This is a genomic window from Streptomyces sp. NPDC039424, assembly GCF_055639495.1.
Genome location: NZ_JBVKAI010000006.1, coordinates 296,687 through 322,776 on the forward strand (window position 1 = coordinate 296,687; position 26,090 = coordinate 322,776).

25 protein-coding genes are annotated in these 26,090 nt (G+C 71.1%); 18 read left to right on the plus strand and 7 right to left on the minus strand.

Features of this window, described 5'->3' with window-relative positions:
- Nucleotides 1–24 precede the first annotated feature (24 nt).
- From ACZ7L0_RS18365 to ACZ7L0_RS18385, 5 genes are all read left to right on the plus strand, one after another.
- Nucleotides 25–672, plus strand: coding sequence for an FMN-binding negative transcriptional regulator (locus ACZ7L0_RS18365; protein WP_471243483.1), 648 nt, complete (start codon nt 25–27; stop codon nt 670–672).
- Between the two features lie 34 nt (nt 673–706).
- Nucleotides 707–1,414: a B3/B4 domain-containing protein gene (locus ACZ7L0_RS18370; RefSeq protein ID WP_471243484.1), complete on the plus strand. Its 708-nt coding sequence runs from the start codon at nt 707–709 to the stop codon at nt 1,412–1,414.
- 142 nt (nt 1,415–1,556) lie between these two features.
- Complete coding sequence (locus tag ACZ7L0_RS18375) at nt 1,557–2,669, plus strand: sugar ABC transporter substrate-binding protein (protein ID WP_471243485.1); 1,113 nt, start codon at nt 1,557–1,559, stop codon at nt 2,667–2,669.
- Nucleotides 2,670–2,697: 28 nt separating this feature from the next.
- Entirely contained in the window at nt 2,698–2,922 is a 225-nt protein-coding gene (locus ACZ7L0_RS18380; protein WP_471243486.1) for a hypothetical protein, read from the plus strand.
- Nucleotides 2,919–4,187 carry a sugar ABC transporter permease gene (locus ACZ7L0_RS18385; protein WP_471243613.1) on the plus strand — a complete coding sequence of 423 codons (1,269 nt, stop codon included), beginning with the start codon at nt 2,919–2,921 and terminating at the stop codon, nt 4,185–4,187. Before ACZ7L0_RS18380 ends, ACZ7L0_RS18385 begins: the two co-directional genes overlap by 4 nt.
- A 93-nt stretch (nt 4,188–4,280) precedes the next feature.
- Here the strand turns inward: ACZ7L0_RS18385 and ACZ7L0_RS18390 are convergent, their stop codons facing one another.
- A complete protein-coding gene (locus ACZ7L0_RS18390) occupies nt 4,281–7,079 on the minus strand; it encodes an ATP-binding protein (RefSeq protein WP_471243487.1) in 2,799 nt (932 codons plus the stop codon).
- A gap of 148 nt (nt 7,080–7,227) precedes the next feature.
- On the opposite strand from ACZ7L0_RS18390, the gene ACZ7L0_RS18395 reads away from it, so the two are divergent.
- Together ACZ7L0_RS18395 and ACZ7L0_RS18400 are read left to right on the plus strand one after the other, a co-directional pair.
- The gene (locus tag ACZ7L0_RS18395) at nt 7,228–7,692 is read left to right on the plus strand and encodes a pyridoxamine 5'-phosphate oxidase family protein (RefSeq protein ID WP_471243488.1); all 465 of its coding nucleotides are present in this window, start codon (nt 7,228–7,230) and stop codon (nt 7,690–7,692) included.
- 47 nt (nt 7,693–7,739) lie between these two features.
- The gene (locus ACZ7L0_RS18400; protein WP_471243489.1) at nt 7,740–8,216 is read left to right on the plus strand and encodes an iron chaperone; all 477 of its coding nucleotides are present in this window, start codon (nt 7,740–7,742) and stop codon (nt 8,214–8,216) included.
- Nucleotides 8,217–8,247: 31 nt separating this feature from the next.
- Here ACZ7L0_RS18400 and ACZ7L0_RS18405 read toward each other — a convergent pair whose 3' ends face one another.
- Nucleotides 8,248–9,393, minus strand: a complete 1,146-nt coding sequence (locus ACZ7L0_RS18405) for an RNA polymerase sigma factor (RefSeq protein WP_471243614.1) — start codon at nt 9,391–9,393, stop codon at nt 8,248–8,250.
- 8 nt (nt 9,394–9,401) lie between these two features.
- Entirely contained in the window at nt 9,402–9,809 is a 408-nt protein-coding gene (locus ACZ7L0_RS18410; RefSeq protein WP_471243490.1) for a YciI family protein, read from the minus strand.
- A 240-nt stretch (nt 9,810–10,049) separates the two neighbouring features.
- Here ACZ7L0_RS18410 and ACZ7L0_RS18415 point away from each other — a divergent pair, with 240 nt between their 5' ends.
- The 3 genes from ACZ7L0_RS18415 (at nt 10,050) to ACZ7L0_RS18425 (ending at nt 12,457) form a co-directional block, all read left to right on the plus strand.
- Complete coding sequence (locus ACZ7L0_RS18415; RefSeq protein WP_471243491.1) at nt 10,050–10,700, plus strand: hypothetical protein; 651 nt, start codon at nt 10,050–10,052, stop codon at nt 10,698–10,700.
- 69 nt (nt 10,701–10,769) lie between these two features.
- Nucleotides 10,770–11,321 carry an SMI1/KNR4 family protein gene (locus tag ACZ7L0_RS18420; protein WP_471243492.1) on the plus strand — a complete coding sequence of 184 codons (552 nt, stop codon included), beginning with the start codon at nt 10,770–10,772 and terminating at the stop codon, nt 11,319–11,321.
- Between the two features lie 152 nt (nt 11,322–11,473).
- Nucleotides 11,474–12,457 (plus strand): trypsin-like serine peptidase, encoded by a 984-nt coding sequence (locus ACZ7L0_RS18425; RefSeq protein ID WP_471243493.1) that lies wholly within the window; start codon nt 11,474–11,476, stop codon nt 12,455–12,457.
- Nucleotides 12,458–12,540: 83 nt separating this feature from the next.
- Here the strand turns inward: ACZ7L0_RS18425 and ACZ7L0_RS18430 are convergent, their stop codons facing one another.
- Entirely contained in the window at nt 12,541–12,882 is a 342-nt protein-coding gene (locus ACZ7L0_RS18430; protein ID WP_471243494.1) for a winged helix-turn-helix transcriptional regulator, read from the minus strand.
- Nucleotides 12,883–12,981: 99 nt separating this feature from the next.
- Between ACZ7L0_RS18430 and ACZ7L0_RS18435 the strand changes: the two genes are divergently transcribed.
- The 6 genes from ACZ7L0_RS18435 to ACZ7L0_RS18460 all read left to right on the plus strand — a co-directional run bounded on the left by ACZ7L0_RS18435 (nt 12,982) and on the right by ACZ7L0_RS18460 (nt 21,319).
- Nucleotides 12,982–13,863, plus strand: a complete 882-nt coding sequence (locus ACZ7L0_RS18435) for an NAD(P)-dependent oxidoreductase (protein ID WP_471243495.1) — start codon at nt 12,982–12,984, stop codon at nt 13,861–13,863.
- Between the two features lie 303 nt (nt 13,864–14,166).
- On the plus strand, nt 14,167–14,661 hold the full coding sequence (locus ACZ7L0_RS18440; RefSeq protein ID WP_471243496.1) for a hypothetical protein: 495 nt from the start codon (nt 14,167–14,169) through the stop codon (nt 14,659–14,661).
- Nucleotides 14,662–14,857: 196 nt separating this feature from the next.
- A complete protein-coding gene (locus tag ACZ7L0_RS18445; RefSeq protein ID WP_471243497.1) occupies nt 14,858–15,190 on the plus strand; it encodes a CU044_2847 family protein in 333 nt (110 codons plus the stop codon).
- Nucleotides 15,191–15,210: 20 nt separating this feature from the next.
- Nucleotides 15,211–19,404, plus strand: coding sequence for an nSTAND1 domain-containing NTPase (locus ACZ7L0_RS18450; protein WP_471243498.1), 4,194 nt, complete (start codon nt 15,211–15,213; stop codon nt 19,402–19,404).
- A gap of 69 nt (nt 19,405–19,473) precedes the next feature.
- Entirely contained in the window at nt 19,474–20,700 is a 1,227-nt protein-coding gene (locus tag ACZ7L0_RS18455) for a phospholipase D-like domain-containing protein (RefSeq protein WP_471243499.1), read from the plus strand.
- Nucleotides 20,701–20,746: 46 nt separating this feature from the next.
- On the plus strand, nt 20,747–21,319 hold the full coding sequence (locus ACZ7L0_RS18460; protein WP_471243500.1) for a DUF3455 domain-containing protein: 573 nt from the start codon (nt 20,747–20,749) through the stop codon (nt 21,317–21,319).
- Between the two features lie 59 nt (nt 21,320–21,378).
- Here the strand turns inward: ACZ7L0_RS18460 and ACZ7L0_RS18465 are convergent, their stop codons facing one another.
- The 3 genes from ACZ7L0_RS18465 to ACZ7L0_RS18475 all read right to left on the minus strand — a co-directional run bounded on the left by ACZ7L0_RS18465 (nt 21,379) and on the right by ACZ7L0_RS18475 (nt 23,993).
- Nucleotides 21,379–21,804, minus strand: a complete 426-nt coding sequence (locus tag ACZ7L0_RS18465) for a hypothetical protein (RefSeq protein ID WP_471243501.1) — start codon at nt 21,802–21,804, stop codon at nt 21,379–21,381.
- Nucleotides 21,805–21,817: 13 nt separating this feature from the next.
- On the minus strand, nt 21,818–23,116 hold the full coding sequence (locus ACZ7L0_RS18470; RefSeq protein WP_471243502.1) for a DUF6745 domain-containing protein: 1,299 nt from the start codon (nt 23,114–23,116) through the stop codon (nt 21,818–21,820).
- A 289-nt stretch (nt 23,117–23,405) separates the two neighbouring features.
- Complete coding sequence (locus ACZ7L0_RS18475; protein WP_471243503.1) at nt 23,406–23,993, minus strand: TetR/AcrR family transcriptional regulator; 588 nt, start codon at nt 23,991–23,993, stop codon at nt 23,406–23,408.
- Between the two features lie 154 nt (nt 23,994–24,147).
- Here ACZ7L0_RS18475 and ACZ7L0_RS18480 point away from each other — a divergent pair, with 154 nt between their 5' ends.
- Together ACZ7L0_RS18480 and ACZ7L0_RS18485 are read left to right on the plus strand one after the other, a co-directional pair.
- Nucleotides 24,148–25,167, plus strand: coding sequence for an aldo/keto reductase (locus tag ACZ7L0_RS18480; RefSeq protein WP_471243504.1), 1,020 nt, complete (start codon nt 24,148–24,150; stop codon nt 25,165–25,167).
- A 292-nt stretch (nt 25,168–25,459) separates the two neighbouring features.
- A complete protein-coding gene (locus ACZ7L0_RS18485; protein ID WP_471243505.1) occupies nt 25,460–25,975 on the plus strand; it encodes a GNAT family N-acetyltransferase in 516 nt (171 codons plus the stop codon).
- Nucleotides 25,976–26,090 lie beyond the last annotated feature (115 nt).

Here is a 26,090-nt window from a genome sequence, read left to right on the forward strand (position 1 = left end):
GCCCGCAAGAGCGAGGAGAAGCACATGCTGGTCCACCCCTGGGACGCCGGCCTCGACGAAGACGAACGGCAGACCTGGATCGCCGACGGCCATGACTTCGGACAGCTGAGCGTCAACGGCCTGCCCGGCCACCCGCCCACCGTCGTCCCCACCCACTTCACCTGCGACGACCGCCACCTCCTCATCCACCTCGCCCGGCCCAACCCGGTCTGGAAGGCGATCGAGCACGACCCGAACGTCGTCCTCACCGTCATCGGCGACTACGCCTTCATCCCCGGTCCCTGGCGCGCCAGGGCCGACACCCCGCCCACTGACGGCGTACCCACCAGCTACTACGCGGCCGTGCAGTTCGCCTGCCGCGCCGACATCGTCGACGAGCCCGAGGCCAAGGCCGAGCTGCTGCGCCGCCAGCTCGCCCACTTCCAGCCCGACGGCGACCACGCTCCCGTCGCCGTCGACCGGCCGCCCTACGGCCGGACGCTGCCCGGCATCCGCGGTCTGCGCCTGGAAGTCACCGACGCGGTGGCCAAGTTCAAGTACGACGACCACAAACCCGTCGAGCACCGCACCGCCGTCGCCGGCCGCCTCACCGCACGCGGCCGGGGCCTGGACGTACCCACCGCTCGCCAGCAGCTGCGCCGCCTGGACCGCATCGGCCCCTGGAAGCCCTGACTCCCGCACTCACCTAGGGAACGGAAACCCGCTCATGCCCGCCTTCCGCATCGCCCCCGCCGTCGCAGACGCCTTTCCCGACACCCTCATCGCCCTGGTCACCGCCACCGGTCTGCGCGGCCGTGAGCCCTGGTCCGACACCGCCGCCGCCCTTGAGGACCTGGAGCAGCGGCTCGCCGACGGCACCTGGCAGCCCGCCGACGAGACCGATCCCCGTATCGAGGCGTGGCACACCGCCTACCGCTCCTTCGGCACCAACCCCCGCCGCATCCGCCCGAGCGTCGACGCGCTCGGCCGCCGCTTCGCGAAGAAGGAGACGCTGCCGCGCATCAACCCGGCCGTCGACTCCTACAACGCCGTCTCCGTCGCTCACGGCCTGCCCGCCGGCGCCTTCGACCTGGACCATGTCACCGGCGACGTCGAGATCCGCCACGCGGACGGCACCGAGTCCTTCACCCCGCTCGGCGAACCCGACACCGTCGAGAACCCCAAGCCCGGCGAGATCATCTACGCGGACACCACCGGCGTCCTGACCCGCCACTGGAACCACCGCGACGCCCACCGCACCCGCGTCACCGAGGGCTCCACCCACGTCGCCTTCGTCCTCGAAACCCTCCACGCCACCCGTGACGGCGACCTCCTCGAGACCGCCGCGCACGAGTTGCGGAGCCTGCTCATCCCGCACGCCGAACAGACCGCCGTCCACTACCTCGACCCGGCACAACCCCAGGCCACCGCCTGAGGGACCGTCGATGCCCACGGGACCGGCTTCAGGACCCGTGTCGGGAGGGCGGCCGGGCCTGAACGGGACATCGACGGCTTGGCTACGCTTGGCACAAGCGCCCATTACGGGGTATAGCGGACAGTTTGCTAAGGAACCACAGATGGGTCTCGGTACCAGCCTTCCGGCCGTGAAGCGTAGGTCCCTCACCCGTGCGTCTGTGGCGATCGCGGTTGCCGCCTGTGTGACCCTGGCCGGGGCCTGCGGCGGGGACGGCAAGGGCGGGGGTGACAGCCTCACCGTCGGCGTGCTGCTCCCGGGCGGCGGGGCCTCTCGCTTCGGGCAGTTCGACGGGCCCCTGATCGAGAAGAAGCTGAAGCAGCTGTGCCCGCACTGCCCGGCGGCGACCCTCGCCGCCACGCCCGACCCGGCGGTCCAGCGGCAGCAGCTCGAGTCCATGATCACCAGAGGTGTCGATGTCCTGATCGTCGCCGCCATCGACCCCCAGCTGCTGCGCCCGTCGGTCGAGGCCGCGCACCGGGCCGGTATCCCGGTCGTGGCCTATGACCGGCTCGCCCAGGGCCCGATCTCCGGTTACATCACCTTCGACGGTGCGCAGGTCGGCAGGCTTCAGGGCGAGGCGCTCCTGAAGGCCATGGGCGCGAAGGCGGACGGCGGCCAGATCGTCATGATGAACGGCGCCACGATCGACCCCAACGCCGACTGGTTCAAGCGGGGAGCGCTCTCCGTCCTCAAGGGCAAGGTGAAGATCGGCAAGTCGTACGACACCGTCGGATGGCGGCCGGAGAACGCCTTCGTCGACATGAGGGGCGCCATCGCCGCTCTGGGCGCGGGTGCCATCGACGGTGTTCTGGCCGCCAACGACAGCCTGGCCGGCGCCGTGGTCTCCGCCCTCAACGCCGCCGAGGTCAGGCCGCTGCCCCCGATCACCGGCCAGGACGCCGACCTCGCGGGCGTGCAGCGCATCATCCGGGGCGACCAGTACATGACCGTCTACAAGCCTTTCAAGCCCGCGGCCGACGCCGCCGTGGAGATGGCCGTCGCCCTGGCGCGCGGCAAGGCGGTCGGGTCCATCGCCACCGGCACCGTGGACAGCGCCACCACCAAGGACATACCGGCGGTTCTGCTCCCATCGGTCTCGGTGACCGTGGGCGACATCAAGAACACCGTCATCAAGGATGGTATGTACACCATCAATCAGATTTGCACCCCGACGCTCAGGTCCGCCTGCGACAAGGCCGGACTCACCCGATGAGCTCCGCTCGGCCGAAGGAGGTGGCCCCGTGCCGGTTCAGCCCGTGCCGGCGCCGTCCGCGGGCCGGCGGAAGGCCGTCGCGGTCCCCCGCCCGTTACTCGGCGCGCCCGAACCGCCCCTCGGCCGCGGCGACGACAACGGCCTGTTCGACGTGAACACCACCTCCGAGGAACCGATCGTCTCCTCCCCCGCCGGCGCGGCGGACCCTGCCGCCGATCACCGCCCGACACGCCCGGAGACAGCATGGCCATGAAGGCGAGGGGGACCGAGGCACGCACCGCTGACGCCGCGCCCGTCCCCGACAGACGCCTCGACGGACGCCGGTCGTACGCCGGACGTCTCAGGGCGTACGTCGGCGCGGTACGTCACAGAGTGCACGAACGTGAACTCGCCTCGGCCCCGGCCCTGCTCGCCCTCGCCGTGACCTGGATGGTCTTCCAGGGCCTCAACGACCACTTCCTCTCGCCGCGCAACCTGTCCGTGCTCAGCGTGGACATCGTCGGAACCGGCATGGTCGCCGTCGGCATCGTCTTCGTGCTGCTGATCGGCGAGATCGACCTGTCGGTGGGCTCGCTCGCCGGCCTGGCGGGTGCCCTGTTCGCGGCGCTGAACGTGAACCTCGGGATGCCGGAATGGCTCGCCGTGCTCCTCGCGGTGATCTGCGGTGCGACCGCCGGGGCCTTCCAGGGGTTCGCCTTCGCCAAGATCGGCGTACCCGCGTTCGTCGTCACCCTCGCGGGCCTGCTGGCCTGGAACGGCGTGATGCTCTACCTGCTGGGGCCGGACACCTCCGTCAACTTCAGCGAGCAGGGGCTGGTCGCCATGCTGACCAGCCGCTACTTCAACGCCGCCGTCGCCACCTACGGCCTGGCGGCGCTCGGAACGGCCGCCTACCTCCTCGTCTCCTACCACGACCACAGGCGCCGCAGCGCCGCCGGGATGCCGTGCCGGCCGGTGCGGGAAATCTGGGCGCGTACGGCCCTCCTCGCGGTGGCCGCGTTCGCCACCGTCTATGTGCTGGGCCAGTTCGAGGGCCTGCCGCTGGCGCTTCTGCTGTTCCTCGGAGTCATCGTCGCCTCGGACGTCCTCCTGCGCCGCACGCCCTACGGCCGGCAGGTCCTGGCGCTGGGCGGTGACGTGGAGGCGGCCCGGCGGGCCGGCGTCCAGGTGGCACGCGTGCGGATCTCGGTGTTCATGGTGTCGGGGACCTTGGCCGCGGTCGGAGGCCTGTTCGTCGCGTCGCGGCTCACCTCGGCAAGTCAGGTTCCGGGCTCCGGCATACTGCTGATCAACGCCATCGCCGGTGCCCTCATCGGCGGCACCAGCCTGTTCGGCGGACGGGGCTCGACCTGGTCCGCGCTGCTGGGGGTGCTCATCATCCAGTCGATCGCCTCGGGCATGGCGCTGCTGGGAGTCGAGCCCCCGGTCCAGTTCATGATCACCGGCGGGGTGCTGTTCATCGCGGTGGTCTTCGACTCGTTGACACGGCGCGCCGCGGAGTCGCACGGACGGGCCTGAGGGACGTCAGATCACCGGCCACCCGGCCAGGGGTCCGGCGACGACCGAGTGACGAGCTTTCCGGCCCGAGCAGTACCGTCCGGAGTCGGTGTCTCACCCAGAGGTGGGAGCGAGGCCCAGGTCGGCGAGCGCCGCTGAGCCGGCGGCGGCGTGACCGTTCCCGGCGAGCAGCAGGGTGCGCGCCGACTGATAGTGGCAGCCCGCCGCGTCGAAGGCCGCCGCGGCGGCGAGTTGCCGTGTCAGGTCGCCGTCGAGCAGCGCCTGCGCCCGGTCCAGCTGGGCGGTGGCGATCGGGTTGCCGGCGACCATGCTCCGGGCGGCGTCGACCCGGCCTGGGGCGTCGGGGTGCCCGGCGAGCACCGAAGCCTCCGCCCGGAGCGCCACGTACCAGTGCAGCCAGATCCAGGAGACCCACTTCCACACCTGGTCCGGCTCCGGCGAGATCCGCTCCAGGGCCGCGTCCGGGTCCCCGTGGTGCAGCAGGACCATGGTGTCGAAGACCGCACCGTAGCCATGGCGGTACTCCGACGCGGTGCCCGCCTGGCCGACGATCGCGAGCCAGCTTGCCCGGGCGTCGTGATCACCGCGCAAGCCGTGGATCATGGCGACCGAGGCGGCGGCCGGGCCGAGCGAGAACGACCGCTGCCGGCCGCTCCGCTTCCACGCGTCGAGGAATCTCACGCTGCCGGTGAGTACGTCCTCGGCGTTTCCCGCGAACGCATCCGCGACCAGGAGCCAGGACGTGGCGTGGTGGCCCACCTCGGCGAACAGCGGGTGGTCGGCGAGCTCCCTGCCCCACCGGCGGGCCCGCGGCAGCTCACCCACGCCGAGCGCGGTTCCGGCGGCCATGGCGAGGGCGTCCATCCGCTCGTGGGTACTGGCGGGGGTGCGCGGTACCGAAGCCAGGATGTCGATCCGGCGCCGGGCGGCAGCCGCGGCGCCGAAGGGCTCACCGGCCCAGGTCCGGGCGCCGGAGAGCGCGTCGAGGGCGGCGGACTCGGCCACCGGGTCGCCCGCCCGCCGGGCGAGTTCGACGGCCCGTTCGGCGCGCCCGACCGTCTCCCGCACCGTGTTGTCCGAGGCCCCCTGGACCGCGCCGAAGGCATCCGCGATCACCGCCGCCTCGGCGAGCGCGACGGCCGCCTCGGCCGCCGGGTCGTCGTCGCCGGAGAGCTCTCGTGCCTCCGCGAGTACGGCGGTCACCTCCTCCACGGTGGGGATCAGGGTGAACTCACTGGAGAAGCGGTACGCGACGGTGGCGGCGGCCGCCAGGTCGCGGCCGGCGCCGGTGGTGTCGCCTGCCCGGCGGGCGGCCTCTGAGGCGGCGCGGTGCAGGCGGAACATGTCGTCGCCGAGCCTGCGGCAACCGGCCACCCCGGCGGCCTCCCGCAGCGCCGCCGCCGCACCGGCGACGTCACCGGCGAGCGCGGCCGCCTGCTCGAACCGCTGCTGGGCCTCGCCGAGCAGGTTGCGGGTGAAGGTCAGCTCAGCCATGGTCAGGGCGAGACGGTAGGCGTCCACGCGCATCTCCAGCTGGTCAGTGGCCCAGGTCAGGGCGGCGCGGAGGTCCTCTGCCAGCGCGTCGAACCGCGCGCGCCAGTCCCCGCCTTCGGACGCCGTGAGGGCGGTCGCGCCGGCCAGGCACCAGCCCAGGTGACGAGAGCGGACGTCCTTCAGTTCACCGGCGTCGGCGAGCCGCTCCGTACCGTACTGGCGGATGGTCTCCAGGGCCTGGTAACGGGTGCCGCCCGTCGGGGACGGTGTCGCGGTGAGCAGGCTCTGTTCGGCGAGCCTGCCGAGCCCGTCGGCGACCGCGGCCGGATCCAGCGGGGCGAATCCGGCCACCGCGGTGGCCGCGTCAGCGGTGAACGGCATGACGAACCCCGAAATCCGGCGCAGCAGCGCCCGGTCCTCCGGCTGAAGCAGGTCATGGCTCCACTCCAGCGCCGCCCGCACCGACCGATGTCTGTCGTCCGCGCGGGGTCCGCCGGCGAGGATCCGCAGTTGGTCGGATAGGCCGGCCGTGAGCCCGTCCAGTCCCAGCGTGGGCCACCGTGCCGCCGCAAGTTCGATCGCCAGGGCCATGCCGTCGAGCCGTTCGCAGATGGCCGCGATCCGGTCGCGTACCGCCGGTTCCGGCGGCCGGCCGACCGCCGCCGCCCGTTCCATGAACAGGGTCACGGCCTCCGACTCGCCACCGCCCGCCCAGGACAGCGGCGGCACCGGGAAGACCCACTCGTACGGCACCATCATCCGGGCCCGGCTCGTCGCGAGCACCCGTACCCGCGGGCAGGCCACCAGCAGCCGCTCCAGGAACGGCGCCACCCCGTCCCGTATCTGCTCGCAGTTGTCCAGCACCAGCAGCGCCTGGCGGTCCGCCAGCGCGGCCGTCACCGCCTCGTCGACACCGCGTCCGGGCTGCTCGCCCACCCCCACGGCCGCCGCGACCGCGGCCCCCACCCGCCCGGGATCGGTGATCGGGGCCAGGTCGACGAACCACACCCCGTCGGCGAAGTCACCGGCCGCTTCCGCCGCCACCGCCAGCGCGAGCCGGGTCTTGCCCACCCCGCCCGGACCGACCGCGGTCACCTGCCGACGCGCCTTCACCGCCTCGGCCAGCTCGGCGCGCTCCCGTACGCGGCCGACGAACGCTGTCAGCGGTGCCGGGAGGGCGGGTGCCGGACGCGACTGCTCGGCGCGGGCGAGTTCGGCCGCGCGCCGGGAAAGCGCCCGCCGGTCCGGCACCGCGAGCTTGCGCAGCAGCGCGGAGACGTGTGACTCGACCGTGCGTACGGAGATGAACAACTGTGCGGAGATCTCCGCGTTGCTGAGGTGCTCCCCGAGCAGCGCGAGTACTTCCGCTTCCCGGGCCGAGATCACTGGACTGGACACCAAGTCATTATCCGTGGCGGATCCGTGGTGGTTTCCGTGGTCGGCACGGAGGCGGACCGTACCCCGGCCGGGAGAGGCTGTGACCACAGCGACCAAGCCCCGCAGCACACACCGGGGCGATCGTGGCCCACGACCCCAGGAGTGCCCGTTGCAGGACCGAACGAGTACCGGCCCGCGCCCCCGCGCTCTGCGCCGCCGTGACACCGAGCACCGGCTCACCCATGACGTCGATGTCTGGGTGGCCAGTGCCTCGGCGGACGGCGTGCCCTATCTGGTGCCGCTTTCCTTCGACTGGGACGGCGAGACGCTGCTGGTGGCCACCCCGGCCGACAGCCCGACCGGCAGGAACCTGGCCGCCACCCGGACCACGCGGCTGGCGCTGGGCCACACCCGCGACGTGTCCATGATCGAGGGCGAGATCGAGGTCCTGGAGATCGACGCGCTGCCGCGGCGGCGGGGTGACCGGTTCGCCGCACGCACCGGCTTCGACCCGCGCACTCCGGCCACGCCGTACCGCTGGTTCCGTATCACCCCCCGCCGCGTCCAGACCTGGCGCGAGGCGGACGAGTTGCCGGGCCGAGAGCTGATGCGCGACGGCCGCTGGCTCGGCTGACCGCCGTACGAGATTCCCGATCGACCATGCGAGCAAGGAGACATGCCATGACGAACGCGCAGAAGTCCGCCCGGAGCACCGGCACGGCCGACAAGAAGTTCGACGGGTTCACGGCCGAGGAACGCGACGCGATGAAGGAGCACGCCCAGGAACTGAAGGAGTCCGCGCGCCGCAGTCCGCGCACCGCCAAGGCGGACGGGGAGCGCGATGTGCTCGCGAAGATCGCCGAGATGGCGGACGCGGACCGTGTCCTCGCCGAGCGGCTCCACGAGATCATCAGGTCGGCCGCGCCGGACCTCTCGCCGAAGCTCTGGTACGGGATGCCCGCGTACGCCAGGGCCGGCAAGGTCGTCTGCTTCTTCCAGAGCGCGCAGAAGTTCAAGACCCGGTACGCCACGCTGGGCTTCAGCGACCAGGCGAAGCTCGACGAAGGCGCCATGTGGCCCACGGCGTACGCCCTGACGGAGCTGACCGCCGCCACCGAAGCACGGATCGTCGAGCTCATCGGGAAGGCGGCGGGCTGAGTCCGGCCCGGCGGAAGGGGCTCTTGGCGGGTCAGCGGCACGGGCGGGCGTTGAGCCGGGCGGCCTGGCGGGTCAGGTGGTCGCGCTCGGCGAGGTTGGGTGCCTTCCGGGCCGCCTCGGCGTACAGCCGTGCCGCCGTCACCAGGTCGCCGTCGCGCTCGTGGAGGTAGGCCGCCACCGCGGCGTGGCGGGGCAGTGAGGCGTCCAGCTCCGCGAGCGCCGCCAGGCCGGCGCGCGGTCCGTCGGCCTCGCCGACGGCCACCGCGCGGTTGAGCCGGACGACCGGGCTGTCGGTCAGGCGCGCGAGCTCGTCGTACCACTCGACGATCTGCACCCAGTCCGTCTCCTCGGCGGTGGGCGCGTCGGCGTGGAGCGCCGCGATGGCGGCCTGGGCCTGGAACTCGCCCAGCCGGTCGCGCGCGAGGGCCGCCTGGAGGATCTCGACGCCCTCGGCGATCGACTCCGTGTCCCACCGGCCGCGGTCCTGCTCGGCGAGCGGCACCAGGCTGCCGTCGGGCGCGGTCCGGGCGGCGCGCCGGGCATGGTGGAGCAGCATGAGGGCGAGCAGCCCCGCCACCTCGGGGTGGTCGATCGCGGCCGCGAGCTGCCGGGTGAGCCGGATGGCCTCGGCGGCGAGGTCGATGTCGCCCGAGTAGCCCTCGTTGAAGACCAGGTAGAGGACGCGCAGCACGGTCGCGACGTCGCCGGGCTGGTCGAACCGCACGCCGGAGACGGTGCGCTTGGCCCGGCTGATGCGCTGCGCCATGGTGGCCTCGGGCACCAGATAGGCCTGGGCGATCTGGCGGGTGGTCAGCCCGCCGACGGCGCGCAGCGTGAGCGCGACCGCGGACGACGGCGTCAGCTTCGGGTGGGCGCACAGGAAGTAGAGCTGGAGCGTGTCGTCCACCGCGGGCGCGGGCCCGGGCGCCGGTTCCTCGTCGACGAGGTCCTCACGCCGGCGGCGGGCGGCGTCCGCGCGGGTCGCGTCGAGGAACCGGCGCCAGGCCACGGTGACCAGCCAGCCCTTCGGGTCCCGCGGCGGGTCGTCCGGCCAGACGCGGACCGCCTCGACCAGCGCGTCCTGCACGGCGTCCTCGGCCGCCGCGAAGTCGGCTCCGCGGCGGACGAGGATCCCGAGCACGCCCGGTGTGAGGCTCCGGAGCAGGGCGTCGTTCATCGATGAGGTCACTCCGTGATGGTGGGCGGCGCGGCCAGGAACGGACGCACCTCGAGCCACTCGTGGATCGGCTTCCCGCCCGCCCCGGGAGCGGCCGACAGCTCCCCGGCCAGCTCGACGGCGCGCTCGTAGCTGTCGACGTCGATCACCATCCAGCCGGCGATGAGGTCTTTGGTCTCGGCGAACGGGCCGTCGGTCACCGGCGGGCGCCCCTCACCGTCGTACCGGACCCACGCCCCCTCGGGGGCGAGCGCCTGACCGTCGACGAACTCGCCGGTCCCCTCGAGCCGGGCCGCGAAGTCCTGCATGTACTTCACGTGGGCCGAGATCTCCTCCGGCGCCCACTGGTCCATGGGCACGCAGTTGACCGGAGCCGGGGCACCACGGTAGTGCTTGAGCAGCAAGTACTTGGCCATCGTGTTTCTCCTCGGTGCTGGTGCGACCCATTGTGGTCGCGTTCACTACGGGGACGGAGCCGGGCACGGGTTCTCGACATCGCCGCCGAAATTTTTTTGGCCGCTCGATGCCGTGCAGGGTCGCGGGGTCTGCGGCGCCACGCCTGATCGGCGTGAACCGATGTGCGAGGCACCGGCGACGGCACGCTCGCGACAGGGGCCCGCATCGACCCCTCCCAGGGCATGCCGCACACTTTCCGGGTGATCGTTCTGCAGCCCGTCCTGGAGATCCACGCCTGCGAGGGCTTCACACTCTGGCCTGTCGCCGAGTTGGAGCCGTACGGCTTCCTGCCGCTCAGCGGCAGGCTCGATCCCGCCGAGGTCGGCACAGCGGTGATGAGCATCGCCGACTGCAACACCATCGATCCCGAGAACGACGGTGGCCCACCGCGGCCCGCCGACCTGCTCGGGGGCTTCCTGCACGGACTGCTCACCATGGACGACCTCTTCGCCTCCGGCGGCCTGCAGATCACGGACACCGCGACCGGCACCACGCTGCTGCCGGGCTGCTGCAACGGGCTGGACGAGAGGCGCGACTGGCTCGAGGTCGTCGACGGCGACGGCTGGGCCTCCTTCGGTCACGACCCCTCTCCGCTCGCCGAACGGCACGGCGACGTCGTCCGATTGACCGTCGACGCCGAACACGACGACAGCCCGGTGATCGAGCTGCCCGTCACCGACCTGCGTCGCCTCCTCGCCGGCGCAGAGCGCGACCTGAACGACTTCCTCCACCTGGCCGCCGCTTGGGCCGCCCTGCGCCTGCCTGACTACGCCACCCCTGTGACCTCCGCCCTCGGCCGCGCTCTGGACCTGCCCGCACCGGATCTTCACTGGACAGTTCTGGACGGATAGCCGATGCCACCACCTGCAGAGCTCGGAGGTGCGGCGGACTGGGTGGGGCCCCGTTGTTACGGTCGCCGGATGGAGAGCTGGGACGCGGACGGCGTACGCGCGCGGATACGGGAGATGGCGGCACGGGACCCGGGGCGGGAGCGCTTCGGGGCGGACACGCACCGGTACGAGCTGGCGCCTGCGCTGCCCGAGGCGGAGATCCGGGCGTTCGAGGATTCCCACGGCATCGAGCTGCCGACGGAGTACCGGTCCTTCGTCGCGCAGGTGGGCGACGGCCCGGCCGGTCCCTGCCGCGGGTTGATGCCGTTGACCGTGCCCCGCCGGGAGGCCGGCGAGGAGTGGGCCGTGGACGACGAGTGGGAGGAAGACCGGCTGCCGGGCCGACTTGCCCAGCCGTTCCGACTCACCGAACCCCTGCCCGGCCGGATCGGCGCACTGGCCGATGTGCTGCCCCAGGGCACGCTCATGCTCGCCGAACAGGGCTGCGGCATCTTCCTCCGGCTGGTGCTGAACGGCCCGCGGGCCGGCGAGCTCTGGCAACTCGATCCGGACTGGGGCGGCTTCGTCCCGGTGAGCCCGGGTTTCCGCGCCTGGTACACCGAATGGCTGGAGAGCCCGTGAACGCGGGCCCCCTACGCAAAATCGCGCTGACGCGCCCCTGACAAGACAAGATTTCCGTGGCACGCTGCCCCACGCACGTCTATCCGCACCGCTCTTCGTTCCCCCACCCTGCCCGGACCCGACCAGTCCTGGCACGGCAGAAGGAGACATGCGTGAGACGCCATCGCACTGCCGCGGGCATCCTGCTGGCCGTTGGTTCCCTGTTCGCAGGCGGTCTCGCCGCTGCCGGCACGGCCGACGCGGCACCCCACGACACGGCTTCCGGAACATCGGTAGCGGCCCGTACGGTCTCGACCGCCGCGCAGCACAAGTCCCGCACCTTCTGGACCGCCGAGCGGATGCGCGGCGCCACTCCGCTCGATCTGCTGCTGACCCGCAAGGGCGCCCAGAGCCTGAAAGCCCCTGAGAACGGCGGGCGTTCGACGACCGTCGCACCCACCGCCGCGCCCGCCTCATTCCCGCAGGCCGGTGGCCCCTGGACCGGCGGCGGCGCGGTCGTCACGACCTCGGGCCGGGTGTTCTTCACGTTCCAGGGGCGTACCGCCTCCTGCACCGGAAACGCCGTGACCAGTCAGAACGCCAGCACCGTCATCACAGCCGGACACTGTGTGAAGTACCAGGGCAGCTGGCACACCAACTGGGTCTTCGTGCCCGCGTACAACAACGGCACTGCTCCGTACGGCCAGTGGACCGCGTCCACGACACTCACCACCCCGCAGTGGGAAGCGAGCGAGGACATCAACTACGACGTCGGCGCGGCCGTCGTCGCCCCCCTGAACGGCCAGAAGCTCACTTCGGTCGTCGGCGGGCAGGGCATCCAGTTCAACGGTGGTTACAACAAGCAGATGTACTCCTTCGGCTTCCCGGCCGCCTCGCCGTACGACGGTACGAAGCTCATCTACTGCAGTGGGAACAGTTCGAAGGACTTCCTCTTCTCGCAGGACCACAGCCTCGGCTGCAACATGACCGGCGGCTCCAGCGGCGGACCGTGGTTCACCGGCTTCAGCGAGACCACCGGCACCGGTCTGCAGGTCTCCGTGAACAGCTTCGGCTACACGTTCCTGCCGAACCGGATGTTCGGCCCGTACTTCGGCGACGTGGCGAAGGCCCTGTACGACAAGGCCCAGGCCTCCTAGTGACCTTGTCGAAGGACCGTACGATGGCGTGATCGCCCGGCTCACCGGCCGGGGTCCCTTCAGCGGGCCCCGGCCGCGACCGTCTAGCTCGCGTTCCGCCGCTCACGTCCCCAGGCGGCGAGCGGTTCGAGCGCGTCGTTGAGGCGGGCGCCGTTCTCGGTCAGGGAGTACTCGACGCGGGGCGGCACCTCGTCGTAGGAGGCGCGGTGCACGATGCCGTCGGCTTCCATCTCGCGCAGATGGGAGGCGAGCACCTTCTCGGTGATGCCCGGAAGCTGTCGGCGCAGTTCACCGAAGCGGCGGTGAGGGTGCTCGTGGAGCGCCCAGAGGATCAGCACCTTCCACTTGCCGCCGATCACCTCCATCGCGGCGTCGATCCCGCAGATGTGTCCGTCCGGAGCACCCGGCCGGTTCAGCGTCGTCATGAGCCACCCTTCTTCTGACCTGGTCGCTTGCTCAGGGGTAACCACCCACTGGAAAGTGCGTACTTGATCGACTTTGGTCCTCGGACCAGCCTAATCGGCATGACACACACCCCTGTTGAGAAGACCGCCGTCACGCTGCTGGGCCTCGGCGCGATGGGCACCGCACTGGCCCGTACGTGGCTCGCCGCAGGCCACCCGCTCACGGTGTGGAACCGCACTCCCGCCCGTGCCACGGCACTCGCCCCCGAGGGGGCGCGGGTCGCGGAGGACATCGCGGAGGCAGTCGCGGCGAGCACCCTCGTCATCGTCTGCCTGCTGGACGACGCCTCGGTCGACGAGGCACTGGCCGGCGCCGACTTGACCGGAAAGGACCTGGTCAACCTGACCACGAGCACCCCCGCACAGGCGCGTGCCCGTGCGCGGTGGGCCCGCGAGGGCGGTGCCCGCTACCTGGACGGCGGGATCATGGCCGTCCCGCCGATGATCGGTGTCCCCGAGGCCGGCGGCTACGTCTTCTACAGCGGCTCCCGGGAGATGTTCGAGCAGCACCAGCAGACGCTTGGCGTCCCCGCCGGCGCCACCTACGTCGGCGAGAACGCGGGCTACGCGGCACTGCACGACGTGGCCCTGCTCAGCGCCATGTACGGGATGTTCGCCGGCGTCGCGCACGCCTTCGCGCTGATCCGCAAGGAGGACATCGACCCCGCCTCCCTCGCCCCGCTGCTCGCCGACTGGCTCGTCGCGATGACCCCGGCGGTCCATCAGACCGCCGAGCGGCTGCGGAGCGGCGACTACACCAAGGACGTGGTCTCCGATCTCGCCATGCAGGTGGCCGGCACGCCGACCTTCGTGAGCACCGCCGAGCAGCAGGGCGTCAGTCCCGAACTGCTCAGCCCCTTCTTCGCGCTGATGCGCCGTCGCCTGGCCGAGGGCAGCGGCGAGGAGGATCTCACAGGCGTGATCGACCTGTTGGTGCGCTGACCGGCCACTCCCCCGGCGGGGCCTGTCTCTGGCCTTGCGCCCCGCCTAACCGTCCCACGCAGGTCGACAGGTTCATGACCTCCAGGTGTACGCCCCGTGAAGAGGGCGTGCACCTGTACAGCGCGCAAGTATTTGTCACGCACTCCCCAGCATATGGCTGACCTGGGGAAACTCTTGAATGCGAGGGCTTGCTGTATATGCCACTCATGTAGAACACTCTTCAACCACCACGGTGGCGCGGGCACAGCCCGAGGGGGGCACGAGGCCGCCGCGACACCGCTCCATGTCATCCCAGGGGGGATCATGAATCTGTCCAACCGTCCGCAGCGCCCGGCTGACAACCGGCCGATGCGCAAGCGCAAGCGTGTCTGGGTCGCCGGCCTGGCACTGTTCACTCTCGGAGCAGTGGGTGGCACCCAGTCCGCGCACGACGACACAGTCGCCGCACAGGCGGCGGCAGCGAGACCCGCCCCGACCGTGACCGTCACCGCTACGGCCACGGTCACGGCCACCGAAACCGTCCGCCCCAAGCCGGCGCGCACCGTCACCAAGACCGTCAAGACGCCCGGCCCGACCGTCACGGTCACCAAGGCCGCCGCCCAGTCCGGAGGGAACAGCACCAGCCGCAGCAGCGGAACCGGCACCGGCACGTGCTCCATCGTCTCCAACGCGGGCAACTGCTACCAGGCCGGGCAGTTCTGCCGCAACAGCGACCACGGCGCATCGACCACCACCGCCGGCGGGGCGAGCATCACCTGCAGCTACCGCTCCAACGCATGGCGCTGGAGCTATTCCTGACGCCCCATCGGGCATCCATGGTCGAGCCGGATCGCTTGCGGATCTGACCGATACCGTCCGATCTCTTGCGCGCGACGCATGTGCATGTCCGAGTTGCCAGCCATCGTGAACTTCCCCCTCTTCTGCCCGAGCCAGGGACTACGTTCGGGATGCGGCACGGGTGACCGCCGCCGGGACGTGTGAACGAGGGGGAGCGATGGGGAGTCTCGCGCGTATCGCGCTGGACGGTGGTGGGGGTTGTGTCCTGGTGGAGGCCGCGGACGCGGCCGAAGGGCCGGTGAAGGCGTCGCGTTTCGGTGACACCGTCCGGGATCTGCCGCAGAGCCTGCGCACCGCTCTGGTCCCGGTGACGGAGATGGCCCGGACCGCTCTCGATCAACTGCGGCAGGCGGGGCCGGACCACGTCCAGCTCGAGTTCGGGGTCGATCTCTCGGCGCAGGCGGGCGCCGTCATCGCCAGGAGCCAGGCTGCTTTCCATCTGAAGGTCACCGTCTCCTGGGACGCCGAGACCGACCGGCACACGGCCTGACCGGGACGGGAATGTCATACATGTCTTTGGGCAAGGCCGGTGACGACAGCGTCGGCGTCCGAGGCCGGGCGGGCATCCAGTGCGCGGTGGCCCAGGTCGTCTCCGTGGACGGAACGGCGGTCGGCGCCGGGTTCATGGTCGGGGAGGACGTACTCATCACCTGCGCGCATGTGGTGCATGCGGCAGGCAGCGGCCCTGGTCGCCCGGTCACACTGCGCTTTCCCCGAGCACACGGTTCGCCTTCCGTCGAGGGTGTGGTGCTGGAGGACCCCTGGCGGGATCCGCACCGCGAGGACGTCGCGGTGGTCCGGCTGCACGCCGCCCCGGCGGCCACGACCGTGGCGGCCCTCGGCTCGGCCGACGGCTGCCACGGCCACAGCGTGCACTCCTTCGGCTTCCCCGACTCGGCGCCGGACGCGGGCCATTACGGTCATGCCGTGGCCGGACGGCTGCTCGCGGACGCCGGGGACGGTGTCGGCACGCTGCTCCAGCTCACCGCGTCCAATGACCTCGCGCAGGGTTTCAGCGGCGGCCCGGTGGTCGACGATGTGTCCGGGCTCGTCATCGGCATGGTGACGGCGATCACCGCCCCCGACTCGCAGCTGCGCAGCCAGGGCATCACCTACGCCACACCCGCCCAGGTGCTGCGTGAGGTCTGGCCCGAACTGGTCGAGACCGACGCCTGCCCCTACCGGGGACTCGAGCCGTTCACCGAGGAGCACACGGCCCTCTTCCACGGCCGGGACAGCGCGGTGAACGAGGTTCTCACCGCCCTGAGCGGCGCGGGACGTGGCCTCGTACTGCTCGGGCCCTCCGGGTCGGGCAAGTCATCCCTGATGCGGGCCGGAGTTCTGCCCGCCGTAGCCGACGGCAGTCTGCCGGGCAGCGACCAATGGCTCACCGTCCTCGTCCCCAGGCCGGGACAGGACCTGATGGCGGAGATCGAGAGCGCGGGACTCCCCGGTGCGTGCGGCGACGGGCTGGCATCCGCGGTGCACCGCAGACTGGATGCCGAAACCGGGCGCCGACGCGTCCTGCTGGTGGTGGATCAATTCGAGGAGCTCTTCACCCGGCCCCCCGGCAAGGGCAGCGGACCCGTGGCTCCCGGTTCCGCCGCCACCGCGCTGGAGAGACTGACCGAGGCGATGGTCTCGTCCGCCCCGTTGACCGTGGTCCTGATAGCCCGAGACGACTTCTATCCTCAGATGGCCGCCAGCGCGCCGGAGTTGCTGAAGGCCGCCACACTGCTCAACGTACCGGCCACACTCAGTCGGCAGGACCTCCGCGCCGTGATCACGGCTCCGGCACGTGCCGCAGGTGTCTCGTTCGAAGAAGGCCTGGTCGAGCGGCTGGTCTCCGACGTGCTGGCCGCGGACCACAAGTACACCGGAAGCCTGTGCGCCCCCGTCACCCTGCTGGCGCCGTTGGAACTCGCCCTGAGCCAGCTCTGGGAACGCCGCGCGCAGGGCAGACTGCTCCATCACGAGTACGAGAAGATCGGCCGCATCGCCGGAGCCCTGACCACCTGGTGCAACGCCGCGATCGACGAGCTCGGGCCGGAACACCGCGACATCGCCCGGCGGATCCTCACGGCTCTGGTCCGCCCGGCCGACCCCGAACGGCAGGTCCCCGCCACCCGCCAGTCGGTTCTTCTGGCCGAGCTGCGTGAACTCGCCACCACTTCGGCGGCCGACGATCACGCAGCCCCGGGGCCCGCCAGCACCGACAGCACCGACCTCGTCATCGCCTCGCTGATCCGCCACCGGATCGTCACCACCCACGCCCGGGAACCGGCACCCGCGTCGGATGGTCTGATGGCGGAACTCGTGCACGACACCCTCACCCGCGACTGGGCGTTGCTGCGCAAATGGGTCACGGAGGACCAGCAGTTCCAGCAGTGGCTGCTGCGGGCCGACGGTCAGCGCAGGCGCTGGTCGGAGACCGGCCGGCCGGACGACCTCCTGCACGGCACGGACCTGGCCGAGGGTCTCGACTGGGGCCGGCAGCGCGGACTGCCCAGCTCGGCGGCCTCGTTCGTGTCCGCGAGCCACCATCAGCAGCAGGCCGCCCTGCGGCGCACCCGCAGGTTCAACGCCGTACTCGCGGCGACACTGGTCCTGGCGCTCCTCGCGGCAGCCGGTGCCTTCTGGCAACGGCAGACCGCCGTCACCGCCCGGGAGGAAGCCCTGTCGGGGCAGCTCGCCGCCCAGTCGGAGTCGCTCATCAGCACCGACCCGGACCTCGCGGGACTGCTGGCGGTGAAGGCGTACCGGACCAGCCACACCGACGAGGCCCTCGCGAGTCTCTACGCCGCAGCCGCACTCCCCGCACGTCGTACGCTCCCAGGAGGATCTGCCGCGTCGGTGGCGTTCAGCCCCGACGGCCACATCGTGGCCACCGGCGGCTGGAACGGCACCGTCCGGTTGTGGAACCCCGCCAACCGCCGGTCTCTCGCGGTGCTCACCGGCCACCGGGAGTCCGTGTGGGCGATGGCCTTCAGCCCGGACGGCCGGACGCTGGTGACGGGTAGCTACGACGGCACAGTGCGCTGGTGGGACGTGGCTGCCCGGCGACTGGTCAGGAAGACGAAACCCGGGGGCCTCGTCCAGGCAGTGGCGTTCAGCCCCGACGGGACCTCACTGGCCGAGTCCGGCAGCGACGGCAGGATCCGCCTGTACGCGGCGACGACCGGACGCGTGGTGGCCGAGTTCAAGGGGCATACCAAGCCGGTCACCACCCTGGCCTTCAGCCCGGACGGCAAGCAGTTGGTCTCCGGCAGCCAGGACATGACCGCCCGGGTGTGGGACACCGCCGACAGGAAGGAGACCGCTCGGATCAGCGGGAAGGCGCCCGTCTCGGCAGTCGCTTTCGGCCTGGACGGCCGGACACTGGTCACGGGCAGTGGAACCGGCGCGGTGCAGTTGTGGAACCTGGCGACCGGAAACGCGCTGGCCACCGTCACAGATCACACCGGAGTGGTGTGGTCCATCTCCCTCCACGCCGCCGACAACACCCTGATCACAGCCGGGAACGACGGCACTGTCCGCTTCCGCGACCCGACAACCGGCCGCACCCGCGCCACGGTCACCGTCGGTGAAGCGGTCACGGACGCGGAGATCAGTGCCGACGGCAGCACTCTCGTCACCGCCGCGGGAAGCAGCGACGGCTCCGCTCGTCTGTGGGCCACCGGCACCGGGCGGCCCCAGTCGACCCTGACGGACCATGAGGGCCCGGTCGACGCGATGACCTTCAGCCCCGACAACCGCTTCCTCGCCACCGCGGGCTGGGACGGGACCGTCCGTGTGCGCCGCGCCGACGACGGAAGCACCCGGTACACCTTCACGGGTGACTACGGTGCCGACGCACCTGTAAGCATCGCCTTCAGCCCGCACGGGGACACCCTGGTGACGAGCGTGCCGGGTCGGATCGCCCTGCGGGACGCGGCCACGGGGCACACGCGCACCACGATATCGGTCCGCACCACGCTGATGGGTCCCCTGGCCTTCAGCCCCGACGGCCACACGATCGCCACCCGGATCCGACCGCGCAAGGGGAGCAAGGACGACGGTGTGCTGCTGCTCGACGCGACGACAGGGCGCACCCAGGCATCGCTGGGCGGCCATCAGGGCAGTGTCAGCACCCTTGCGTTCTCACACGACGGACGCATGGTGGCCGTCGGCGGCGACGACAGCACCGTACGGCTGTGGGACCTGGACCATCCGAAGAAGCCACGGACCGAGCTGAGCGGACACACGGGGGCCGTGACCAGCGTCGCGTTCGGCCCTCGGGGATCGACGCTCGTCGCCGGCACCACCGACGGCACCGTGCGGCTGTGGGACGTCGGGACCGGCCGGATCCGCAGCTATCTGACCGGTCACACGGGCGTCGTCACCCAGCTGTCATTGAGTCAGGACGGCAGTACGCTCGCGACCGGCAGCTTCGACGGCACGGTGCGGCTGTGGGACACCGCCACGGGCAGGACCCGGCGCGTCCTGAACGGTTCGGGCACCGTGTGGTCCGTCGCACTGAGCCCGGACGGACACAAGCTCGCCGCCGGCAGCGGCTACGGCGTGGTGCGGCTGTGGGACGTCACCCTGCCCTCCCAGCAGGACGCGGTGACCAGCATCTGCCGTTCCGTGGGCCGGGACCTCACCGAGGAGGAGAGACGGCTCTACCTCTCCGACGACTCGTCCGAGCCGGTGTGCTCCAGGTGACGCGCGAAGACCGGGCCGTCCCGGGTATACGTACGCCCACGTGGCGAGCGCTGACAGCGGAGGTCGTACATGGTGCAGCGGTTGACGGAAGCGGACACACGCGTCGAGGACAAGGAGGCCGGGGGCGGCACGGACGGTTCGAGTGCGCGCAAGCAGCGGCTGCGAAGACGCTTGGAGCGGCTCATAGGCATCGCCGCGACGGAAGGGAACGAGCTGAAGCCGTTGCGCAACGGCGATGCGATCTTCCCGGCCATGCTCGACGCCATCCGCTCGGCACGGCACACCGTCGACATGATGACCTTCGTCTACTGGCGGGGCGAGATAGCCCGCGAGTTCGCCGGTGCCCTCGCCGAGCGGGCACGCGCCGGGCTGCGGGTTCGCCTCCTGCTCGACGGTTTCGGTGCCAAGGAGATCGAGCAGAGCCTTCTCGACGCGATGTACGCCGCGGGCGTGCAGGTGGCCTGGTTCCGCAAGCCCGTCCGGCTCTCGCCGCTGAAGCAGAACCACCGCTGCCACCGCAAGGCCCTCATCATCGACGAGACCACCGCTTTCACCGGCGGGGTGGGCATCGCGGAGGAGTGGTGCGGGGACGCCCGCGACCCCAGCGAGTGGCGGGACACTCACGTCCAGGTGCGAGGACCGGCCGTCGACGGCATAGCCGCCGCCTTCGCCCAGAACTGGGCCGAGTGCCACGACACCCTCTACGACGATCGTGACCGTTTCACCGAGCACGATCAGCCGGGCCGGGCCACCGTCCAGGTCGTCCGGGGCTCGGCCAGCTTCGGCTGGCAGGACATGCAGACGCTCATCCGTGTCGTCCTCACGTCGGTGGAAGAGCGGTTCCGGCTCTCCACGGCCTACTTCGCCCCCGACGACTACTTCATCGACCTGCTCGCCGCAACCGCCCGGCGCGGTGTGCAGGTGCAGATACTGCTGCCCGGTCGGCACACCGACCAGCGAGCCTGCCGACTGGCCGGGCAGCAGCACTACGAGAAGCTGCTGCGGGCCGGCGTCGAGATCCACGAGTTCCAGCCGACCATGCTGCACACCAAGATCATGACGGTTGACGGTGTCGCCTCACTGATCGGGTCGACGAACTTCAACAGGCGTTCCCTGGAACACGACGAAGAGGTCATGCTGGCCGTGCTCGACGAGGAGTTCACCGCCGAACTGGACCGCGACTTCGACCGGGACCGGGAGCGGAGCACACCGATCGACCCTGCGCGCTGGCGCAAGCGGTCCCTGTTCCAGCGTGCTCGCGAAGCGTCGGTCACGCCGATCCGCAGGTTCCTTTAGCCGCAGGGTCGATGATGAAGTCCCCCAACCTCGCCCAGGAGTTGACATGGTGCTTACCAAGCGTGCCGCACTGATGACCGGAAGCATCGTCACAGCCGCCTCGGCGGTCATGGGCGCCGCCGCCATCGGCCACGCAGCCGACCGCCCGGCGGCGCACTCGTCCGCCCATGCCCGCGGCGTGACGGTTCCCCCGGAGCTGCGTGTGCCGGACGGCAACGAGAAGCTCGTCGCGCTGGACGCACAGGGGGTGCAGACCTACAGCTGCACCAACGGCGCCTGGACCTTCCTCGAGCCCGCCGCCACCCTGTGGAAGAGAAGCGACCGACGGCACCGCCCTGTGGCCCTGCACAGCAAGGGCCCGGTGTGGATCTCGACGACCGACGGCAGCGCGGTCAACGCCGCAGCCGTGCCCGGCGCGAGCGTCCCTCATCAGGACGCGGTCCCGGAACTGCTGCTCAAGGCGACGGCCACCCGAGGTGACGGACTGTTCGGCTCCGTCTCCTACATCCAGCGCCTCCACACCGCAGGAGGGCTCGCCCCGACCGGATCCTGTACCCAGGGCGCACAGGTCGGTGTCCCCTACTCGGCCACGTACGTCTTCTATGTGCCCGCGCACTGACCGAGAGGACGCGTAGGTGCTGCCGGGGCCGGTGTCGATCTCCGCCCTCCGAGCACCGGTCAGTCGATGACGAGGCGTTTGTCGTCGGCCTGTTCGGTCTGGCGGCGGACGAGGTAGGTGCCGGGGGCGTGGCCCATGGCGCCGTGTTCGGGGTGCAGGACGTAGGCGACGGCGCCCTCGTGGACGGTGAAGCAGCCCACGTCCGCGCCTTCGTCGATGGGTGCCCATGTGACATGGCCGTCGGCCACGAGGAGATGGGTGTGGCCGCCCTGTCCGGCGGAGACCAGGGGGACGCCGGTGGCGGGCACCGGCTCGCCGCCCCTGGGCGGTGCGTAGCCGATGAGGCCGACGGGGATGAGCCCGATGTCGCCCTGGCGCTGCAGACCGGACGAGACGGGGATGGTCGCCTGCCGGTCGAGATGCTGGAGGACGTCTACGCCCGCGAGCGTGGTGACGTCCTGGAGGGTGGGCTGACGCTGGTCCATGGTCTCTCCTTGTTCAGGTGGCGCGGGTGACGGTGAGGTACTGGTCCCGGGTCAGGCCGAGGAGCCCGGCCGCCGCGGTGATGGGGTCGGGGCTGTCGGCGGGCACCGTGAGCCCGTACCGGCGCCGGGTGCCGTCGCGTTCCACGGAGGCGTTGGTGCACAGCAGGACGCGCACGGGCACGTTGTAGAGGCGGGTGGGCACGTCGTACAGGGACAGGTACTGGCCGGGATTGCCCGGGTCGGGCTCGCTGGCGCCGACCTGCCGCAAGCGCGCCGCGGCGATGAACTCGGGCCAGCCCATCCGCTCGATCGCGCACCGGCGGACCTCCGCGTTGCGCTCCCTCAGGATCCTGTCGGTCGTCCAGGCGCCCTCGATCAGGGCGGCCGGGACCCGTACGCCGTGCCAGGCGTGGACCGCCCAGCCGTCCGGCCACAGCGCCGCCGGCCCGTCGGCACAGTGGGGCCGCCCCTCGGCGTCCCGGAGGTAGACGTCCGGGCGGCGGGTGAGGACGGCGTAGTCGCGGAAGGCCCACCACCAGCCGGCCTCCAAGAGGGTCTGCCGCTCACCGTGGCACAGCTCCAGGCCGCGCACGCCGATGCGTTCCATGGCGTCGTCCAGCACGTGGCCGGCCAGGCCCCATTGGCCCAGGGGATTGGCACGCCACCACCGCGAGGGCAACTGGCGCGGTGGCTTCAGCGTGCTCGCGGGGACGCCCGCCTGGGCTGCCACTTGAGCCACGAGCTGAGCGTGCACCCGGGGCCGGACGTCGGGGTCGAACATCACCTGCGCCTGGGTGTACCCCTCGAACTCGCCGTCCGGCTCCCAGACGACCGGTTCACACTGGGCACGCACCTGGTCGGCCACCGCCTCGCGCGCGAGGAGGCGCCAGTCGGTCCGGCGGAGCGGGGCCGTGCGCGCCAGCTCCGTCACCCGGTGCAGAACGGCGTCGGTCACCTGCGCCTCGAACACGGTCCGGCTGCCGGGGAAGAAGCCGCCCAGGCCGACGACCTGGTCGCGCCGTCGGCGGGGCAGCCGGGCCCGCATCCGAGCGGTCCGTCCTCCGGTCACGGCGGCGATGACCCCCGGGAGCAGGGACTGCCCGACCAGGCCCGCCCAAGGAGAGTCGAGCCACACGACGTACCGTGGGGGCGGCACACCCGCGTCCCGGTACGCGACGACGACTCCCTCCTCGGCCGCCGCCCGGTCACCGGGTCCGGTGGCTCCGCCCGCGACCGCCCACTTCGCGCCCACCTCACGCAGCAACGTCTCCTGCTCCGCCGTCAGTTCGGCGATGCGCCCGCCCTCCGCCACACCGTTCCCCCCTCGCACGCCTCGCCACAACGGACGCCCACCGCAAGGGGATCGGTTGCCGTCGCGGCCACATCAGCGTCCTGTTGGCGACGAGCGTCCGCTGTCCGTCCTGGACGCCGAACACCCCCGAACTGGCAGACGGTCAGACGGACTCTCCTTCGACGGAGGTCACTTCGGGTGGGCGGGTGCGAACCTGAAGGTCTTTCGAGCGGTCCGGCCGCGGCGACAGGCGTCGATCACGACTGGCCCCTGCCGACGCGACAGGATCATGGCCGCCATCGCACGCCACCTACGGTTGACTCAGTCCGGCGATGAGGAGTTCGACCAGTCGACGTGCGTCGTAGCGGGGATCGCTGTCCGCGCCGACGCAGAGGTTCCCGACGCCGCGCATGAGTGCGTAGGCGTCCATGTCGGAGCGGATCTCGCCGGTGGCGGCCGCGGCTTCGAGCAGTTGGGCGCACACGGGCACGAGCCGGTCGAGGAAGTAGGCGTGCAGCGTTTCGAAACCGGCGTCGTCCGACTGCAGCACGGCCGCGAGTCCGTGCTTGGTGACCAGGAAATCGACGAAGAGGTCGACCCATCGCCCCAGTGCGGCGTGCGGGGTCGCGCAGGTGGCCAGCAGGGCTGGACCGGCCTCGGCGCAGGCCTCCACCTGATGCCGGTAGACGGCGATGATGAGGTCCGCTCGCGTCGGGAAGTGGCGGTAGATCGTGCCCAGCCCGACGCCGGCCTTGGCCGCGATGTCGCGTACCGGCGCGTCCACGCCCGACGTCACGAAGACCGCGGCGGCGGCGTCGAGCAGAGTCTCCTTGTTACGCCGGGCGTCCGCCCGCTTGGACTGGGCCGCGCGCCCTGCCCCCGCGTCGCTGTCGTTCACCGCGCCGCTCCCTTCACTACCGAGCTTGCCAAACGGAACAAGGTTCCGTATGTTTCCGGAACAAGGTTCCGCTTGCTCATGATGCCAGAGCAGGGGGCCGACGACCAAGTTATGCGTTTTCACCACGCTTCATCCGCAATGGAGGAACACGGTCATGCAGTACCGCACCTTGGGCCGCACCGGTGTACAGGTCAGCTCCCTCGCGCTCGGCGCGATGAACTTCGGCGAGATCGGGCGCACCACCCAGGACGAGGCCACCGCCATCGTCGACGCCGCCCTGGAGGGCGGGATCAACCTCATCGACACCGCCGACATGTACAGCCGCGGCGAGTCGGAGGTGATGGTCGGCAAAGCCATCGCCGGCCGCCGCGACGACATCGTGCTGGCCACGAAGGCCGGCATGCCCATGAGTGACGAGCGCAACCACCAGGGCGGTTCGCGCCGCTGGCTGGTCACCGAGCTGGACAACAGCCTGCGCCGCCTCGGTGTCGATCACGTGGATCTCTACCAGATCCACCGGTGGGACCCGAGCACCAGTGACGAGGAGACCCTGTCGGCCCTGACCGACCTGCAGCGCGCGGGCAAGATCCGTTACTTCGGCTCCTCGACCTTCCCGGCGTACCGCATCGTGCAAGCCCAGTGGGCCGCCCGCGAGCATCACCTGGGCCGTTACGTCACCGAACAGCCCAGCTACTCGATTCTGCAGCGCGGGATCGAGACCCACGTGCTGCCCGTGACCGAGGAGTACGGGCTCGGTGTGCTGGCGTGGAGCCCGCTGGCCTCGGGCTGGCTTTCGGGCGCGATCCGCGAGGGCCGGGAAATCACCACCAGCCGCTCGACGTTCATGCCGCAACGCTTCGACACCACCATCCCCGCCAACCGGGCCAGGCTCGACGCCGTCGAGCAGCTGGCCACGGTCGCCGACCAGGCCGGCCTGACCATGATCCAGCTCGCCCTCGGATTCGTGACCGCGCATCCCGCCGTGACCAGCGCGCTCATCGGTCCCCGCACACTGGACCACCTGCACTCGCAACTCGCCGCCGCCGACACCGTGCTCTCCGCCGACGTGCTCGACGCGATCGACACGATCGTCGCCCCCGGCACCGACCTGGCCGCCCACGAGAAGCACGACACCCCGCCCGCGCTGCTCGACCCGTCACTGCGGCGCCGCTGACCGTCCGAGGGACAGCCTCCACGTCAGCTGCCACGGCTCGTCGCGGGTGAATGCCACGTCTTCGCCTCAAGCGACGCGCTGCTGGGGTTTTCGGGGTCGTGTGTGCCTGAGTTGGGATTCAGGGAGGTGAGGTTGATGACCGCGCTCAAGACCACTGCCGTGCGCGGCGCCCGGTCGATTCTCACGTCCTGGGCGATGGTCTGACCTCGTCCGGATTCGCCCTCGCCGGGAGCGTGAGCTCGCGAGGTGACACCTGCACGAACGCGACCATGAAACGGATCCGTATCCCGTCATGAGCACTCGTACCGACTGGATCACGCGCGCCGAGACCGGCGCCGACCTCTCCGCCATCCGCGAGATCGATCTCGCGGCCTTCGAGACCCCGCTGGAAGCCGACCTCGTGGACGCCCTGCGTACCGACGCCGCCTGGATCGATGGCCTGTCCATCGTCACCGCCGCCCAGGACGGCATGGTGGTAGGCCACGCGCTGCTGACGCGCTGCCATATCGACGACGTCCCGGCCCTGTGTCTGGGCCCCGTCGCCGTACTTCCCGAGCATCAGAAGACCGGCGCCGGATCCGCGGCCGTCCGTGCTTCGCTCGAGGCCGCCAAGGGCATGGGCGAGCACTTCGTCACCGTCCTCGGGCACCCGCCCTACTACCCGCGGTTCGGGTTCACCCGCGCCTCCACCCACGGCATCGGTGTCACCTTCGACGTCCCGGACGAGGCTCTGATGGCGCTCGCCCTCGACGCCGGCCATCCGCTGCCCAGCGGTACCGTCCGCTACGCGGCACCATTCGGCATCTAGCCGGACCCACCGGATGGGAAGGAACTCGCCGCGCGCATCGCCGAAGGCCGTTGTCCGGGCCGCCCGTTGATCTCGGGAGTGATCCCGATCGGGTTACCAAAAGACGTTTTTGGGC

Coding starts and splice junctions, on each gene's coding strand:
- ACZ7L0_RS18365 (WP_471243483.1), top strand. CDS start 25: ATGCTGGTCCACCCCTGGGACGCCGGCCTCGACGAAGACGAACGGCAG.
- ACZ7L0_RS18370 (WP_471243484.1), top strand. CDS start 707: ATGCCCGCCTTCCGCATCGCCCCCGCCGTCGCAGACGCCTTTCCCGAC.
- ACZ7L0_RS18375 (WP_471243485.1), top strand. CDS start 1,557: ATGGGTCTCGGTACCAGCCTTCCGGCCGTGAAGCGTAGGTCCCTCACC.
- ACZ7L0_RS18385 (WP_471243613.1), top strand. CDS start 2,919: ATGAAGGCGAGGGGGACCGAGGCACGCACCGCTGACGCCGCGCCCGTC.
- ACZ7L0_RS18400 (WP_471243489.1), top strand. CDS start 7,740: ATGACGAACGCGCAGAAGTCCGCCCGGAGCACCGGCACGGCCGACAAG.
- ACZ7L0_RS18405 (WP_471243614.1), bottom strand. CDS start 9,393: ATGAACGACGCCCTGCTCCGGAGCCTCACACCGGGCGTGCTCGGGATC.
- ACZ7L0_RS18410 (WP_471243490.1), bottom strand. CDS start 9,809: ATGGCCAAGTACTTGCTGCTCAAGCACTACCGTGGTGCCCCGGCTCCG.
- ACZ7L0_RS18420 (WP_471243492.1), top strand. CDS start 10,770: ATGGAGAGCTGGGACGCGGACGGCGTACGCGCGCGGATACGGGAGATG.
- ACZ7L0_RS18430 (WP_471243494.1), bottom strand. CDS start 12,882: ATGACGACGCTGAACCGGCCGGGTGCTCCGGACGGACACATCTGCGGG.
- ACZ7L0_RS18435 (WP_471243495.1), top strand. CDS start 12,982: ATGACACACACCCCTGTTGAGAAGACCGCCGTCACGCTGCTGGGCCTC.
- ACZ7L0_RS18440 (WP_471243496.1), top strand. CDS start 14,167: ATGAATCTGTCCAACCGTCCGCAGCGCCCGGCTGACAACCGGCCGATG.
- ACZ7L0_RS18445 (WP_471243497.1), top strand. CDS start 14,858: ATGGGGAGTCTCGCGCGTATCGCGCTGGACGGTGGTGGGGGTTGTGTC.
- ACZ7L0_RS18450 (WP_471243498.1), top strand. CDS start 15,211: ATGTCTTTGGGCAAGGCCGGTGACGACAGCGTCGGCGTCCGAGGCCGG.
- ACZ7L0_RS18455 (WP_471243499.1), top strand. CDS start 19,474: ATGGTGCAGCGGTTGACGGAAGCGGACACACGCGTCGAGGACAAGGAG.
- ACZ7L0_RS18460 (WP_471243500.1), top strand. CDS start 20,747: ATGGTGCTTACCAAGCGTGCCGCACTGATGACCGGAAGCATCGTCACA.
- ACZ7L0_RS18465 (WP_471243501.1), bottom strand. CDS start 21,804: ATGGACCAGCGTCAGCCCACCCTCCAGGACGTCACCACGCTCGCGGGC.
- ACZ7L0_RS18480 (WP_471243504.1), top strand. CDS start 24,148: ATGCAGTACCGCACCTTGGGCCGCACCGGTGTACAGGTCAGCTCCCTC.
- ACZ7L0_RS18485 (WP_471243505.1), top strand. CDS start 25,460: ATGAGCACTCGTACCGACTGGATCACGCGCGCCGAGACCGGCGCCGAC.